The sequence below is a fragment of the Agromyces sp. P1_H4 genome (assembly GCF_056405255.1).
The window spans coordinates 1-15,032 of record NZ_JBFUCL010000049.1 but is presented as its reverse complement, the minus strand read 5'-3'; the positions used below and the strand labels follow the sequence as shown (position 1 = coordinate 15,032).

Genomic DNA, 15,032 nt, shown 5'->3' with positions numbered 1-15,032 from the left:
CGCCGAGCAGTCGCAGACCGACGGGATGCGGCGTGGTCAGCCGCTGCCCGTCGGTGCCGACCATGAACGGGTGGATGCCGGCGCGGATCTCGTCGACCAGGCCGGCGTCGACGAGCGTGGCGGCCAGCCCGCCGTAGCCATGCGAGATGATCGACCCGTACTGCTCGCGCAGCCCGCGCACCGCCTCGGCGACGTCACCCTCGATGAGCGTCGCGTTCCAGTCGAGCGGACCGGTCAGCGTCGTCGACGCGACGTACTTGGGCAGGGCGTTGTAGTGCGCCGCGAAGCCTCGGTCGTCGGTCTGCTTCGGCCAGTACTCGCGGAAGAACTCGTAGCTCTCGCGGCCGAGCAGCACCGCGTCGGCGCCGAAGACGAGCTCGTCGGAGGCTCGCTGCAGCCCCGGGTCGTTCTCGTCGAACCACTGCTCCATCTGGTCGAAGACCCCGTCGAGCGTCATTTCGAATGAGATCGTCACGGTTCCCATGCGCTCCAGCCTGCCCCGTTCGGCCCCGGATGTCACGGGGCGCCGGTGATCGCGTCGACCACCGCGCGCCACGACGCCGGGGGCAGCTCGTGCCCGCCGCCGGGGATCGTGACCAGGCGGGACCCGCGGATGTCGCGCGCCAGCGCCTCCCCGTTGCCGGGCGGGAACACGGGGTCGGCGGTGCCGTGCACCACCGTCGTGGGCACCCGGACCTCGCCCAGGCGCTCCCTCCAGCGCGGAGCGTCCTCGACGACGTCCGCCCCGCCCTCGTCGCGGTGCATGCCGGGCGACCGCCGCACCGTGTCGGTCCAGATCGCGCGGTCATGCGCCTCATCGAACTCGACGCCGGCGTAGTCGCGGTCGACGTCGACGTGGTGCTGGATCACCGCGTCGGGGTCGCTCCAGTCGGGCTCCGGCAGCGGGTTCGCCCACGCCTCCCGCATGCGAGCGGTGGCGCCGGGCAGGTCGGGATCGGCCTCGAACATCGTCGGGCTCGTGGACACGAGTGTCAGCCCGCGCACCCGATCGGGGTGATTGAGCGCAGCCAGTTGCGCGACCCACCCGCCCGCCGAGAACCCCACCCAGTGCGCGTCGGGCGCCGCGACGCCGTCGAGCACCGCGAGCGCGTCGAGCACCGCGACGGCATCCTCGACGGCGACCGGCAGTCCGTCGCGCCACGTGCCGGGCGGGCCGAGCTTCGTCTCCCCCATGCCGCGCTGGTCGTACCGCACCACGCGGAACCCGCGATCGGCGATGAGCTCGCAGAACTCGGGCCGCCACCAGTCCATCGACGATTCTCCCCCGGCGACGAGGAGCACGACCGGATCCCTCGGCTCGCCGATCGCCTCGGCCGCGAGCGTGGCGCCGTCGGGACGGCCGACCCGCACCGCTCGCACGTCAGCTCCCGACATCGTCGAACACCACCCGCGCCTCGAGGCCGAGGAAGTCGCCGTAGCGCTCGGCGGCATCCTCGATCGCCTTCGCATCCCGACCGCCCAACACCCGATGCGGGCGCAACGAGAACGTGACCGCCTTCGCGGTGACCGTGCGCTTCATGCCGGCGACGAGCTGCCCGTCGACGAGCGCCATGCCGATCGCGGCTTCGCGGGCCCGCGGCACGACCCCATCGGCGTCGAGCACCCAGCGCGTGTCCTGGTAGCCGCGGTACATCTCGTCGAGCACCTGCAGCAGGTGGCCGGCCGGCGACGCGGATGCGGGGGCGTCACCTGGCGCGTGCCAGAACGTGCGCCCGTCGTGCTCGAACGAGGCGAGCCGGTCGGATGCCGCGGCGATCCCGCGACGGACGTCGGTCACGGTGAGCGTGGCCCAGTACGCGAGGTCGCGCTCGGTCGCCGGCCCGTGCGAGGTGAAGTAGCGCAGGGCGATCTCGGCGAGCGCGTCGTCGCGGTCGAGGCGCCTCGGTGTCGGCACCCGATCGGCGAAGAGCGCGTACGTGTGCTCGCCGTCGCGCGGCACTCCGCTGCACACGAGGCTGAGCACCTCGAGGCGTCCGAGCAGCAGCATGAGCTGCTGGCCGGTGAGCTCGTCGCCGCGCTCGGCCAGGGCGGCCGCCAGATCGCTTCGTGTGCGGTCGGGCGACTCGGCGAGCATCGCCTCGACGGCGTCGTCGAGTGCGGGCAGCCGATCGGCCAGCGGTTGCAGCTGCTGCGCGAAGACCGGCATCACCCGCGGCGCGGTGAGCTCCTGCAGCCACTGTGCGTCGTCGGCGTGCACGTAGTGCCAGGTCGAGCGCAGCACGTGGATGCGCAGGACGCGCCCGTCGGCGAGGGCGTCGGCGAGGTCGTCCTGGCGCGGCGACGTGGTGCGGGTCGCCACCGCCCACGCGGACTGCGACGGGTTCTCGGCCTGCACCGCCAGCAACGAGCGCACCACCTCCTCGGCCCCCTCGGAAGGTGCGGCGAGCAGCTGCGAGTGCAGCCGCCACCGGGCGATGTCGCGGTCGGTGATCACGTGTGCAGCGTAGCGATCAGAGCCAGCCTCGGTCACGGGCCATCGTGAGCGCTTCGATGCGGTTCCGCGCGCCCAGCTTGCCGATCGCGTTGGAGAGGTAGTTGCGCACCGTGCTCGGCGAGAGCGAGAGCTGCCGCGCGATGTCGACGACCGCGGCGCCGGTCGCCGAGGCCCGCAGCACATCGGCCTCCCGCGCGGTGAGCGTGGTGCCGCTGACGCCGAGCGCCTCGGCGGCCAGTTGCGGGTCGACGACCCGCTCCCCCGCGCACACCCGGCGGATCGCGGCCGCGAGCTGCTCGACCGGGTCATCCTTGACGAGGAACCCCCGCGCACCCGCGGCGAGCGCCCGCCCGAGGTAGCCCGGTCGGCCGAACGTCGTCACCACCACCACGGCGCAGCCGGGCACCGCCTCGAGCAGCGGCGCGATCACGTCGAGGCCGCTGCGCCCCGGCAGCTCGATGTCGAGGAGCACGATGTCGGGCTTCAGACGCTGCGCCGCGGGGATCACCTCGTCGCCGCGTCCGACCCCGCCGACGACCGTGAGGTCGTCCTCGAGGTCGAGCAGGGTGGTGAGCGCCGAGCGCATCATGCGCTGGTCCTCGGCGATGAGGATCGTCGTCGGTTCGCTCACCGATGCGCCTCCTCGGACAGCGGAACGATCGCACTGAGGCGGAATCCCGAGGCCGACGATTCCACGCCGAACTCGCCGCCGACTGCCTCGACGCGTTCGCGCAGGCCGTCCARCCCGCTCCCCGTCGCGGCACCCGGACGCGCCATGCCTCCAGGCCCGTGGTTCGGCCCATCGTCGGAGATCTCGACGCGGGCACCCTGCTCGGTCACGGCGACCTCGATCGTGCAGCGACGCGCGGCCGAATGGCGCAGCACGTTGGTGGCACCCTCGCGCACCACCCAGCCGAGGACGGCGTCCACGGTGATGGGCAGCACCCGGTGGGACCCGACGACGGAGGTCGCGACGCCGGCATCCTCGAGGGTGCGCCGTGCATTCGAGAGCTCCTCTGCGAGGCTGACCGACCGCGAGCCGGCCACGACCGATCGCACCTCGGCGAGCGCGTCGCGGGCAACGGTCTCGACCTCCGCGATGTGCGCCGTCGCGGCATCCGGCTCTCGCGACATGAGTCGGCGGGCCGCCTCGGACTTCACCGCGATGACCGAAAGGGAGTGGCCGAGCAGGTCGTGCAGGTCGCGTGAGAAGCGCAGGCGCTCCTCGCCGACGGCGACGACCGCGAGGCGTTCCCTCGTGCGGTCGAGCTCACGCGTCAGCGCGACGTAGTACTGCACGAGGTAGTTGCCCGCCCCGCCCGCGAACGCGGCGAATCCCACGAGCACCGCCGCCTCGAGCGACCACGTCTCGAAGCCCACGGCGAGGGCGCCGCTGACGGCGATGGCGCCGACCATGCCCATGGCCCATCGCCGGCGGATGGCGATCGACGCGGCCACGGCGAGGAGCGGGAACAGCAGCGCCTGGCCCGTGGGCCACAGCACGAGGTATCCGGTGCAGAGCAGGAGCAGTGCGACGAACACGATCTCGCTCACCGCGCTGGGCCGGCGCCGCGAGCCGAAGGGCAGYGACACGGTGACCCCGAAGACGGCGCCGAGCAGCACCACGTACCCGATGCGTGCCCACTCCCCGGCCGCGACGGCCGTCACGAGCGGGGCGACGAGGAGCACCGGCGCCGCGACCAGCGCCAGCCATGGGCCCGGCCGGTACGCGAGCCAGGTCGCCGTCCTTCGCAGCTCGGCGTCGTCGAGGGTGCCGCTCATCGTCATCGTGTCACTCGTCCCCGGGCCGTGGCCCCGGTCGGGGTCCGCTCCGCTCGCCAATCTACTCACCACCTGCGCGGATGTGCCGCCGTCGCCGAGCCGCGAGCGGAAGCCCGATCACGAGAGTGGCGCCGGTGACGACGTGCATCGAGAGGAGCACGACGAGCACGGCGCCGACCGCGCCCGTCAGGACGGGGCCGAGCAGCGAGAGCGCGAGCACCGTCCAGCCGACGATGGCGAGGTGCGGCCGCTGCGCGTCGTGAACCGCTCGAGCAGGGCGAGCACGCCCCACGCGGCGAGGCCGGCGACGAGCACCGCGGACACGATCGAGGCGGGCCCGACGGCTTGCGCCGTCGGCCCGGACCCTGCGACGAGCTCGAGTCCGGCGAGCGGCACCGCGATCGCCCACACGAGCAGTGGCAGCACGATCGCCAGTGCGACGGTCGCCGCCCGGAAGAGGCGGCGGCGGCCGGTGCCGGAGGCATCCGCTCGGCCGAGGCCCGCCGTGGTGACGGAGGTGGAGCTCTGCTTGGTCGTCTCGTTCATGCCCTCGACGCTACGAACCATGCGGCTCGCTCGGCAGGGTCGAATGTCACCGGTTCGGCGTGAGGAATGTCCTCGCGCCGAGTGGGCGGGAGACGCGCGTGCGGGAGCCTAGAGCGACGCCGTCTCGAGATGCGGGGCGCCGTGGCTCAGCACCTTGACGACGAGGTTGTGCCGCTGCAGGGTGCGGATGGTACGCGCGACCTCCTCGGACGTGCTGCCGAGTGCACGCTCGTTCGCCACGACGAGCACGTCGCCGGCGCGAAGCGTCTCGAACAGCAGGCCGAACCGCTGCTCCCACGTCATCGTGCCCTCGGGCGCGGGGTGCTTGAAGTCGAGGATCGCCACGCCGAACGCGGCGAGGTCGTTGCGCTGCTGCACGACCGACGGCATGTCGTCGCGAGCGACCACCAGCCCGACGAGCCGCGAGCCCTCGGGCCGGGCCTTCCACCAGTCGCGGTTGCGCTGCAGCTCCTCGAAGCACTCGGGGCAGCCGATCGCGTGATGGCCGGGGCCGTGCGGGGTGGTCGTCGCGCCCCGGCCGGGCAGGGTCGTCGCCGCAGCATCCGTCACTGCAGCATCCGTCGTCGCGTCCGTCGTCAGCTCGCTCATGATGTCAGGCCCCTTCACGTCTCCTTCCATTCTCGCGGAATCGCGACGACTACGGCGAGGGCGGCTCCGGATGCTGCGCATCGAGCACGTCGGCGTACTGCGGGTTCCCCGCGATGAACGCCGCCACGACCGGGCAGCGCACCGTGACCGGCATCCGGCGTTCGCGCAGGTCGTCGAGCGCATCGGCGATCAGGTCGGTGGCGATGCCGCGCCCTCGGAACTCGGGCTCGACCGTCGTCGTCTGCACGACGATCCGGCCGTCGAGCTGGTCATAGCGGATGCTCGCGACCTCGACGCCGTCGAGCACGGCGACGTACGCGTGCTCGTCGTCACGACGGTGCACCTCGACCTCGGATGCCGCGTCGGCCGACGGCCGGTCCACCGCACGAACGGCGTCGGCGGTCACCTCGTCGACCAGCTGCTCGGTGCCCTCGTCGAGGAATCCGGTGCCGTCGGGGTATCCCGCCGAATCGGGGTACTCGATCCGCTCCGACGCATCTCCTGTGCTCATGGGGCTCTCCTGTCGCCTTGCGCTGCTCCCGGCCCGGCCGAACCGGTCATGAGCACTGACCGGCCGGTCGGCCGTGGTGTGACCACCGCGACGGTATTGCTCAGCACGCCACCTTGACCGCCGCTCACCCGAACGTGAAGCAGTACGCCTCCGCTCCGGCCTCGAGGAACTCGATCTCGAAGACCCGCTCCTCGACCTCGCCCGGCTGCCGGACCAGCTGGTACGTGTTCTGGTCCCGCACCACGCCCCGTCCGTCGGCATCCACGTCGGTGCCGTTCGCACCGTCGAGCTCCCGCCCGTCGAGCCGCACCCGGAACGGGATGGACGCACCCACCGTCGCCGGTCCCATCACCAGGTTCACGTCGCGCGCCTGGAAGGCGAACGAGATGCGCCCGCCCGCCTGGTTGAGCACCGCGGCGTGCTGCGCCTGCGTCCAGACGCCCGTGAGGGTCCACGAGTTGAGCGGCAGGCCGTCGGCCCCCTCGTAGTCGTGCGGACGGTCGTAGAGCGCGGCGTCCTCCGCGAGGAATCCGCTGCTCTGGCCGTAGCCGAGGTAGGTCTCGGGCGACCGCAGCGAACGCCAGTCGGCGGCCACCTCGAGCCCCTGCGGGTCGACCATGACGAGGTCCATGTCGACGCCCTGCGCGCCGGCCTCGACGAGGAGCTGCTGGATCACCATCTCGGTGCGGGCGTACTCGCCCTCGCCGAAGTGGTGGTAGCGCAGGCGGCCCTCGGCGTCGGCGATGTAGACCGCGGGCCAGTAGTGGTTCGCGAACTCGTTCCAGACGCCGTAGTCGCTGTCGACCGCGATCGGATACTGCACGCCGAGCGCGCCCGACTGCGCGATGACGTTGCGCAGTTCGTGCTCGAAGCCGAACTCGGGCGTGTGCACGCCGACGATCGTCAACCCGACATCCGCGTACTTCTCGGCCCATGCCTTCAGGTACGGGAACGTGCGCAGCCAGTTGATGCACGTGTACGTCCAGAAGTCGACGAGGACCACGCGGCCGCGCAGGCCCGCCGGCGTCAGCGGCTCGGAGTTCAGCCAGCTCGTCGCCCGGTCGAACGACGGCAGGCGCCCCTCGTCGGGGAGCACCTCCTGATCCCCCGCGAGCCGGTGCGCGAGCGAGCGGAACAGGCCGCCGCGGCCCTCCCTCATGACGGTCGCGGCGACCRCCTCCTCATTCTCGATGTGATCGGACATCTGTTCCTCCAGTCGTCTGGGGCACGGTGGCCATGCTCGCGTCAGCCATCCCCGCCGCATCCGCGATCGCCGTGGCGAACGCCTCGGGCGCCTCCTGCGGCAGGTTGTGCCCGACGCCCCCGGTGATGAGACGGTGCTCGTACGGCCCGGTGAACCGGCCGGCGTACGACTCGGGTTGCGGATGCGGCGCACCGTTCGCGTCGCCCTCCATCGTGATGGTCGGCACGGCGATCGACGGCGTGGCGGCCAGTCGTCGTTCGACGTCGTCGTAGCGCGACTCGCCCTCGGCGAGTCCGAGCCGCCAGCGGTAGTTGTGCACGACGATCGCCACGTGGTCGGGATTGTCGAAGGATGCGGCGCTGCGCGCGAACGTCGCATCGTCGAAGCCCCACCCCGGTGACGCCGTGTGCCAGATCAGGCGCGCGAAGTCGTCGCGGTACTGGTCGTAGCCGTCGCGCCCGCGGTCGGTGGCGAAGTAGAACTGGTACCACCACGAGAGCTCGGCCGCCGGCGGCAACGGGCGACGGTTGACCGCCGGGTCGCCGATCAAGTAGCCGCTCACGGCCACGAGCGCGCGCGTCCGGTCGGGCCAGAGCGCCGCCACGATGTCCGCCGACCGCGCACCCCAGTCGAAGCCGCCGACGACCGCCTGCTCGATGCCGAGCGCGTCGAGCAGGGCGATGGCGTCGAACGCCAGGGCCGCCTGCTGGCCGTTCCTGGGTGCGTCGTCATGGAGGAAGCGCGTGGAGCCGTACCCCCTGAGGTGCGGCACGATCACGCGGAACCCCTGCGCGGCGAGCTGCCCCGAGGCATCCAGGTAGCTGTGGATGTCATACGGCCATCCGTGCAGCAGCAGCACCGCCGGGCCGTCCGACGGCCCCACCTCGGCGTAGCCCACGCTCAGGGCACCGGCGTCGACCTGCCGGATGCTCGCGAACGATCCCGCGTCAGCCATGCCGGATCACCGCAGCGACCGGAACGCGGCGCGCATCTCCTGCGAGAACAGCTCGGGCTGCTCCCACGCCGCGAAGTGGCCGCCGCGCTCGAGGCGGTTGAAGTGGATGAGGTTCGGGTACGCCTGCGTCGCCCAGCTGCGCGGTGCGGCGTAGATCTCGTCGGGGAACACGCTCACGGCGACCGGCAGCTTGACGCCCTTGGGCGCGAAGAAGGGGAGCTTGCTCTCCCAGTACAGCCGCGCCGACGAGACCGCCGTGTTCGTGAGCCAGTAGAGCGTCACGTTGTCGAGGATGTCATCGGCGGTCAGTCCCTCGGATGCCCCGTCGAACACCCGCGCGATCAGGTCGTAGCTGCGGGCGTCGTGATCGAGCATCCACGCGGCGAGGCCCACCGGCGAGTCCGCRATCCCGTACAGGGTCTGCGGACGGTTGCCCATCTCCTGCGCGTAGGCGAGGCCGTGCGCGTAGAAGAACGCGAGCTGGTCCCAGGCGCCGCGCTCCTCGGCCGAGAGGTCCTCGGGCGGCGCTTCGCCGTTCGTCAGCGCGGTCTGGATCGCGTCGGGAATGGTCGCGGGCATGTTGGTATGGATGCCGACGAGCCCCTCGGGCTCGAGCAGGGCCATCTGCTCGGTCACGGCATTGCCCCAGTCGCCGCCCTGGGCGACGTAGCGGTCGTAGCCGAGGCGTCGCATGAGCTCGATCCAGGCGCGTGCGATGCGGATCGGGTCCCAGCCGGTCTCGGTGGGCTTGCCGGAGAAGCCGTGCCCGGGCAGCGACGGGATGACGAGGTCGAACGCGTCCTCGGCGCTGGCGCCGTGGGCGGTGGGGTCGGTGAGCGGGCCGACGATCTTCAGCTGCTCGATGATCGACCCCGGCCATCCATGGGTCACGATCATCGGCAGGGCGCCCGGATGCTGCGAGCGCACGTGGATGAAGTGGATGTCGACGCCGTCGATCTCGGTGATGAACTGGGGCAGCTCGTTGAGGCGGGCCTCAGCGGTGCGCCAGTCGTACGCCTCCCAGCGCCGGGCGAGCTCGGTCATGACGTCGAGCTGCACGCCCTGGGAGGTGTCGCTGACGATCTCCCGGTCGGGCCAGCGGGTCTCGTGGATGCGGCGGCGCAGGTCCTCGAGGTCGGAGTCGGGGAATGCGACGGTGAACGGGCGGATCGAGGTGTCGTCTTCGCGGTGCTCCGCGTCGGGGCGGGGTTCGGTGATGGTCATGGCGTACGTGCTCCTTCGGCGATGGTGGCGGCCGGTGCCGCACTTCGAGACTCCCGCTGCGCGATCGCGAGGGCGTCCGTAGGCCTCGCCAATTCGGGGCCGCTCGAGGCAGGACTTGAGGGGAACCCCTCATACCGCCATCGCGGGAATCGGCCGCCGTCGCAGGACCTACCCCATGCCGTTCCGGAGGGCGAAGGCGGTCGCCTCGCTGCGGCGGGCCACGCCGATCTTGCGATAGAGGCTCGTGATGTGGCGCTCGACGGTGCGGTCGCTCAGCCACATCACGCCGGCGATCTCCTTGTTGCTGAGGCCCTGCGCGAGCAGCCCCAGCACCTCCATCTCGCGGCGGGTCAACGACGGCTGCGGCGAGGGATCGACGCCGGTGCCGTTCCCGGTTCCGTTTCCATTTCCGTGCCGGTCGGATGCCGCGGGCGACGCGGTCGTGCCGGCACGACGCCACGACGCCGCATGCGCGGACTCGACCTCGGCGACCAGCCGCGAGGCATCCGCCATGCGACGGGAGATCGCGGCGAGCGAGGGTTCGGCGTCCTGGACGAGCACACGGAGCACCTCGTGCTGGCGCGACAGCGCCGCCTCCGCCTCGAGGCGCGCGGCATGCTCCCGGCGGATCCGCCGCGCAGTGTGCACGGCGATGGCGGCCTGGCTCACGGCCACGCGAAGGAGGTGCGTCTCCATCTCGTTCGGGAAGTCGGCGCGGCGAGCCGACACGAGCACGAGCCCGGTCTCCCACGGCAGCGCGATCGGCAGGCTCACGACCCGCAGCGTGCCGACCTCGTCCACCGGGACGTCCGTCGCCGTCAGGCCCGGCGTCGGAGCCGGGTCGGCCTCGAGCACGGACCGCAGCTCGACCGGCAACCGCCCGCCCGTCGGCCGCCACGACTCCAGCGGCCGACCGTCATCCTGCGCGTCGTCGAATCGCGCATACGCGCCGTCGAGCTGCAGGATCCCGAAGAGCACGCTGAGCAGGCCCGTCGCGATCTCGGGCGGTTCGTGGTCGACCCACATCGCGGGCAGGGCGAGAAGCGCACCCAGGTCGCGGAGCCAGCGCCGGGTGTCGACCGCCGGGCCGTCCTGGGTGGGCGGCCCCGCCGGCGCAGGCCGGATCTCGTCAGCCGAACGTGCGGACGCGGCATCCATGTCGGCGGCGCCGCTCAGCTCGCCGCTCGTGCGTCGCGCTCTCCCAGGAACTCGGACGGCGGGACGAAGAACGGGTTCTCCTGCAGCATCCCGCCGATCAGCACCATGGGGTGGGTGCGCAGGATGTCGACGACGAAGGCGCCGTCGAACTTCGTCGCCTCGTACGAGCAGATCACGAGATGGTCGTGCTGGGCGTGGATGAAGTTCGCCTTCGCCTCGAACTCGATGAGGTCGTCGAGGTCGGCGCGGCCCGCGGCCCAGCCCATGTCGCACAGCATGCGGATGCGCGGCGACCGCTGGGCGACGAGCACCTCGTCGAGCACGTCGAGCATCGCCGCCTGATCGAAGCTGCCGCCCTTCAGGTAGGTCTCGGTCCAGGTGCGCACCTCCGCACGGTGGTCCTCGAGCAGGGCGCCGGCGTCGAAGCCGAGCCGACGCAACCGATTGACCGGCGCAGCGGATGCCGCGGGATCGACGAGGTAGAGCAGGCGATCGCCCCGGTCCACGCCGTCGGAGATGAACGGGTCGAAGACGGGATCCTGCCACGGCGCGTCCACGAATGCACACACGTGCCGGTACGGGTCGAGCACTCCCCCGGCGAACGTGACGGGCTCGGGGGCGCTCGGGAACTCAGGGGGCATGTTCGCTCTTCCGTCCCAGGTGAACAACGGACCTGTGGAAAAGCATGCTCCCTCGCGCCCGAAATGTCATCGACCGAGATCGTCGTCGAACCGTCTTGCGCTACTCGAGCGTACGAATCCGTTCGCGAACCCAGTCCACGAGGTCGTCCATCTCGACTTCGCCTGCAGCGACCGCGCGCAGGAACCGGTCGGTTGCGTCGACGTCATCGACCACGAGGTCGACGCCGTTCAGCTCGAGGAACGCGACCGCCACGAACCAGGCCAGTCGCTTGTTGCCGTCGGCGAGCGCGTGATTTCGATTCACCGCCAGAAGAAGCGTCGCGGCCTTCTCCTCGAGCGTGGGATGCACCTCCTCGCCGAAGACGGGCATGGGCGTGGCGAGCGCCGAGAGCAGCAGGTTGCGGCCGCGGGCGCCGTCCTTGTAGTGGAAGCCCTCTTCGTGGAGGAGCGCCTCCACATCCTCGGGATCGAGGTACTCGGTCACCGGGCCAGGCGATCGAGCAGGTCGGCGTCACGAGTGCGAACGCGTTCGAATGCCGCCTTCGTCCGTGCCGACTTGTCGGCGCGGACCGCGAGCTCCTCGAGCGCGATCTCGACGACCTCGGTCTTCGAGCGCCCGTACCTCGTGGCGAGTGCCTGGAGCAGGCGGTCGTGTTCCTCATCGAGCCGCAGGGTCATGGCCATGGCTTATCCTTCACGTTCGGGACGATCCTACCGCAGTGGTATCAGACCGGTATCACCCTTCACCGCATCCCGGGGCGATGGCCCGTTCGCCGGGTTACGCTGATCAGGCTTCAGGCGCGCCCTGCCCGTGCCGTCAGCAGTCGGGAGACGCACGTGACGTTCCAACCGGTCGAGCGCCGTTGATGCCCGCCGAGTCCGACGAACGGTCCACCCGCCGCATCGAACTGACGCTGCACAAGCCGTGGTTCGCCCTCTACGGCGGGATCCGACCGACCCTGGTCATCGCGGGACTCGGCCACCCGGCCCAGTGGGGCATCGGCACGTGGCAGGTGCCCGCTGACGAGAACGTGACGATCGGGGTGTACCTGTTCAACCGCATGTGGCGCTTCGGCCGCGCCGAGATTCGGCTGGCCCCGACCGACCCGCCGGGGCTCCGATACCGCGCACCGGCGCTCCCGTTCGTCCGCGGTCGCCTCCGCGTGACCGCCGCGCCGTCGGCCTAGGAGACCGCGGCCGCGGCCGCGCCGAGCGCACAACCCCGTGACCATCGGCGTCGGCGACCGTAGGATGGCGCCAGGGAACCCCGATGAAGTCATCGACCGTTGCGTTCTTCGAGGAGTTGGGCCGGCGGGGGCATGAGCCCCTGCTGGAGCGGGTGCGTGCCACCGTGCGGTTCGACATCGGCGACGGGGCATCCGTCGAGCATCGGCTGCTGCACGTCGACCGCGGCGACCTGCGCGTCACGACCGAGGACGGCGAGGTCGCCGCGGACTGCGTCGTCATCCTCGGCGAGGACCTCTTCGAGGAGATCGTGGGCGGTCGCACGGGGGCGATGGCGGCGTTCCTGCGCGGGGCGCTCATCGTCGAGGGCGACCCCGAGGTGCTCGTGCTCGTGCAGCGGCTCTTCCCGGGGCATCCGAGGGGTACGGCACAGCCGGCGCGCGTGACGAGCGCTGAGGCCGCCGACCTGGGCGAGGTCGACCGGGCCAGCGCCGACACCGCGGGCCGCGAGGCATCCGGAACCGGAGGAGCACCGCCATGACCGACGATCTCGTGCGCATCCTCGACGGCAACACGTTCGTGGTCAGCGACGGGCGCGGCGACATCGAGGCGTCGCCCACCGACCCGACGGGGTTCTTCTCGTTCGACACGCGGTTCCTCTCGCGGTGGGTGCTCACCGTCGGCGGCGAGCGGCTGACGTCGCTGTCGACGGACGACCTGCACTACTTCGAGGCGAAGTTCTTCCTCGTGCCCGGCACGGGCACGGTGTACGTCGACGCGAACCTCACGGTCATCCGCCAGCGCGTCGTCGAGGGCGGATTCCGCGAGCAGCTGACGCTGCTGAACCACGACGAGCACGCGGTCGAGCTCGCGGTGCGCCTCGACGCGGGCAGCGACTTCGCCGACCTGTTCGAGGTGAAGGACGCGCTGCAGAAGAAGGGCACGACCGGGTCGCGGGTCGACGACGGACGCCTCGTGCTGGCGTACCAGCGCGACACGTTCCTGCGCACCACGACCATCTCGTCGACCGAGCCGGCGGAGGTCGACGAACAGGGCCTCAGCTTCACGGTGCGGATCGAACCGCACGGCACGTGGAGCACCGAGCTGCGCGTCGTGCCGACCCTGCTCGGACCCGACGGGCTGCCGATCGTCCCCCGGCCGGCGCGCGGCGCACCGCCCCTGCGGAACATGCTGCAGGACCTCGACGACTGGATCGGGCGCGCTCCGCGGCTGGTGTCCGACAACGACTCGCTCACCGCGACGTACCACCGCAGCCTCGTCGACCTCGCGGCGCTGCGGTTCTCGCCGATCATCGCCGGCTCGCGCAGCCTCCCTGCGGCCGGCCTCCCCTGGTTCATGACCATGTTCGGCCGCGACAGCATCCTCACGAGCCTGCAGACCCTGCCCTTCGAGTCCGACCTGGCGGCCACGACCCTGCGAGTGCTCGGCACGTGGCAGGGCACGCGCGTCGACGACTTCCGCGACGAGGACCCGGGTCGCATCCTGCACGAGATGCGCTACGGCGAGATGACCGCCTTCGAGGAGCGCCCGCACTCCCCCTACTTCGGCAGCGCGGATGCCACGCCGCTCTTCGTCGTGCTCCTCGACGAGTACGAACGGTGGACCGGCGACGCCCAGCTCGTGCGCGACCTCGAGCAGGAGGCGCGCGCCGCGCTCGCCTGGATCGACACCTACGCCGACCTGCAGGGCAACGGCTACATCGCCTACCAGCGGCGCAACGTCGAGACCGGCCTCGAGAACCAGTGCTGGAAGGACTCCTGGGACTCGATCTCGTACCACGACGGCCGGCTGCCCGGATTCCCGCGCGCGACCTGCGAGCTGCAGGGCTACGCCTACGACGCCAAGCGGCGGGCGGCGCGCCTGGCCCGGCGGTTCTGGAACGACCCCGACTTCGCCGACGAGCTCGAAGCGGATGCCGCTGCGCTGAAGTCGCGCTTCAACCGCGACTTCTGGGTCGAGGACGGGCAGTACTTCGCGCTCGCGCTCGACGCCGACGGCGCGCAGGTCGACGTGCTGTCGTCGAACATCGGGCACCTGCTGTGGAGCGGCATCGTCGACGACGACAAGGCGCCCGCGATCGCCGGGCACCTGCTCGGGCCGCGGCTGTTCTCGGGGTGGGGCGTGCGCACCCTCGCGGAGGGCGAGGCGCGGTACAACCCGATCGGCTACCACGTCGGCACGGTATGGCCCTTCGACAACTCGTTCATCGCGTGGGGCCTGCGCCGCTACGGCTTCAAGGCCGAGGCCGCCCGCATCGCCGCCGGCATCCTCGAGGCCGCCCAGTTCTTCGCGGGCCGGCTGCCCGAGGCGTTCGGCGGCTACGAGCGCGAGYTGACGCGGTATCCGGTGCAGTACCCCACCGCGTGCAGCCCCCAGGCGTGGTCGACGGGAGCACCGCTGCTCCTGCTCCGCACCATGCTCGGCCTGGAGCCCCTGGACGGGCACCTCATGGTCGACCCGGCCGTACCCATGGGCATCGGCCGCATCGAGCTGCTCGACATCCCGGGCCGGTGGGGCCGCTTCGACGCGTTCGGGCGCGGGCTCGTCGACGTGGGGCGCGACGCCTGAACCCGTGGCCTCAGGGGGCCACGGCGTCGAGCCAGGCCTGCCACCGGCGGGTCGCGCCCGCGGCATCCGGCTCGGCGAAGAGATGGTGGCCGACGCCCGCCGCGTAGTGGCCGCGGTAGAAGCGGTAGAGGCCGTCCGCGGTGCGGACGCCCAGGGTCTCCCACGTGACCGAA

17 protein-coding genes and 1 pseudogene are annotated in these 15,032 nt (G+C 71.5%); 3 read left to right on the top strand and 15 right to left on the bottom strand.

Annotated features, from left to right (window positions below):
* From AC1DY2_RS05345 to AC1DY2_RS05275, 15 genes and pseudogenes are all read right to left on the bottom strand, one after another.
* Positions 1-475, bottom strand: a 475-nt coding sequence (locus AC1DY2_RS05345; RefSeq protein WP_476761473.1) for a dihydrofolate reductase family protein, incomplete at its 3' end; no start/stop codon positions are given.
* A gap of 41 nt (positions 476-516) precedes the next feature.
* Positions 517-1,395 carry an alpha/beta fold hydrolase gene (locus tag AC1DY2_RS05340; RefSeq protein ID WP_476761472.1) on the bottom strand — a complete coding sequence of 293 codons (879 nt, stop codon included), beginning with the start codon at positions 1,393-1,395 and terminating at the stop codon, positions 517-519.
* Positions 1,382-2,455 carry a winged helix DNA-binding domain-containing protein gene (locus AC1DY2_RS05335; protein ID WP_476761471.1) on the bottom strand — a complete coding sequence of 358 codons (1,074 nt, stop codon included), beginning with the start codon at positions 2,453-2,455 and terminating at the stop codon, positions 1,382-1,384. The genes AC1DY2_RS05340 and AC1DY2_RS05335 overlap by 14 nt, the downstream gene beginning before the upstream one ends.
* A 16-nt stretch (positions 2,456-2,471) precedes the next feature.
* Complete coding sequence (locus tag AC1DY2_RS05330) at positions 2,472-3,086, bottom strand: response regulator transcription factor (RefSeq protein ID WP_476761470.1); 615 nt, start codon at positions 3,084-3,086, stop codon at positions 2,472-2,474.
* Complete coding sequence (locus AC1DY2_RS05325) at positions 3,083-4,237, bottom strand: sensor histidine kinase (protein ID WP_476761469.1); 1,155 nt, start codon at positions 4,235-4,237, stop codon at positions 3,083-3,085. Before AC1DY2_RS05325 ends, AC1DY2_RS05330 begins: the two co-directional genes overlap by 4 nt.
* Before the next feature lie 61 nt (positions 4,238-4,298).
* Positions 4,299-4,783: pseudogene (locus AC1DY2_RS05320) on the bottom strand (DUF6069 family protein).
* A gap of 108 nt (positions 4,784-4,891) precedes the next feature.
* A complete protein-coding gene (locus AC1DY2_RS05315) occupies positions 4,892-5,392 on the bottom strand; it encodes a dehydrogenase (protein ID WP_476761468.1) in 501 nt (166 codons plus the stop codon).
* 49 nt (positions 5,393-5,441) lie between these two features.
* A complete protein-coding gene (locus AC1DY2_RS05310) occupies positions 5,442-5,903 on the bottom strand; it encodes a GNAT family N-acetyltransferase (RefSeq protein WP_476761467.1) in 462 nt (153 codons plus the stop codon).
* Between the two features lie 124 nt (positions 5,904-6,027).
* Positions 6,028-7,107: a thioredoxin gene (locus tag AC1DY2_RS05305; RefSeq protein WP_476761466.1), complete on the bottom strand. Its 1,080-nt coding sequence runs from the start codon at positions 7,105-7,107 to the stop codon at positions 6,028-6,030.
* Positions 7,085-8,062, bottom strand: a complete 978-nt coding sequence (locus AC1DY2_RS05300; protein WP_476761465.1) for an alpha/beta fold hydrolase — start codon at positions 8,060-8,062, stop codon at positions 7,085-7,087. The genes AC1DY2_RS05305 and AC1DY2_RS05300 overlap by 23 nt, the downstream gene beginning before the upstream one ends.
* A 6-nt stretch (positions 8,063-8,068) precedes the next feature.
* The gene (locus AC1DY2_RS05295; protein WP_476761464.1) at positions 8,069-9,286 is read right to left on the bottom strand and encodes an epoxide hydrolase family protein; all 1,218 of its coding nucleotides are present in this window, start codon (positions 9,284-9,286) and stop codon (positions 8,069-8,071) included.
* 168 nt (positions 9,287-9,454) lie between these two features.
* Positions 9,455-10,444 (bottom strand): helix-turn-helix transcriptional regulator, encoded by a 990-nt coding sequence (locus AC1DY2_RS05290; protein WP_476761463.1) that lies wholly within the window; start codon positions 10,442-10,444, stop codon positions 9,455-9,457.
* 14 nt (positions 10,445-10,458) lie between these two features.
* A complete protein-coding gene (locus AC1DY2_RS05285) occupies positions 10,459-11,085 on the bottom strand; it encodes an MEDS domain-containing protein (protein ID WP_476761462.1) in 627 nt (208 codons plus the stop codon).
* 100 nt (positions 11,086-11,185) lie between these two features.
* The gene (locus AC1DY2_RS05280) at positions 11,186-11,569 is read right to left on the bottom strand and encodes a type II toxin-antitoxin system death-on-curing family toxin (protein WP_476761461.1); all 384 of its coding nucleotides are present in this window, start codon (positions 11,567-11,569) and stop codon (positions 11,186-11,188) included.
* On the bottom strand, positions 11,566-11,769 hold the full coding sequence (locus tag AC1DY2_RS05275; RefSeq protein WP_476761460.1) for a TraY domain-containing protein: 204 nt from the start codon (positions 11,767-11,769) through the stop codon (positions 11,566-11,568). Before AC1DY2_RS05275 ends, AC1DY2_RS05280 begins: the two co-directional genes overlap by 4 nt.
* A 182-nt stretch (positions 11,770-11,951) precedes the next feature.
* Between AC1DY2_RS05275 and AC1DY2_RS05270 the strand changes: the two genes are divergently transcribed.
* The 3 genes from AC1DY2_RS05270 to AC1DY2_RS05260 all read left to right on the top strand — a co-directional run bounded on the left by AC1DY2_RS05270 (position 11,952) and on the right by AC1DY2_RS05260 (position 14,859).
* Positions 11,952-12,272 (top strand): hypothetical protein, encoded by a 321-nt coding sequence (locus AC1DY2_RS05270; protein WP_476761459.1) that lies wholly within the window; start codon positions 11,952-11,954, stop codon positions 12,270-12,272.
* An 83-nt stretch (positions 12,273-12,355) separates the two neighbouring features.
* Positions 12,356-12,811 (top strand): SCP2 sterol-binding domain-containing protein, encoded by a 456-nt coding sequence (locus tag AC1DY2_RS05265; RefSeq protein WP_476761458.1) that lies wholly within the window; start codon positions 12,356-12,358, stop codon positions 12,809-12,811.
* Complete coding sequence (locus AC1DY2_RS05260; protein ID WP_476761457.1) at positions 12,808-14,859, top strand: amylo-alpha-1,6-glucosidase; 2,052 nt, start codon at positions 12,808-12,810, stop codon at positions 14,857-14,859. Before AC1DY2_RS05265 ends, AC1DY2_RS05260 begins: the two co-directional genes overlap by 4 nt.
* The last annotated feature ends 173 nt before the right edge of the window (positions 14,860-15,032 follow it).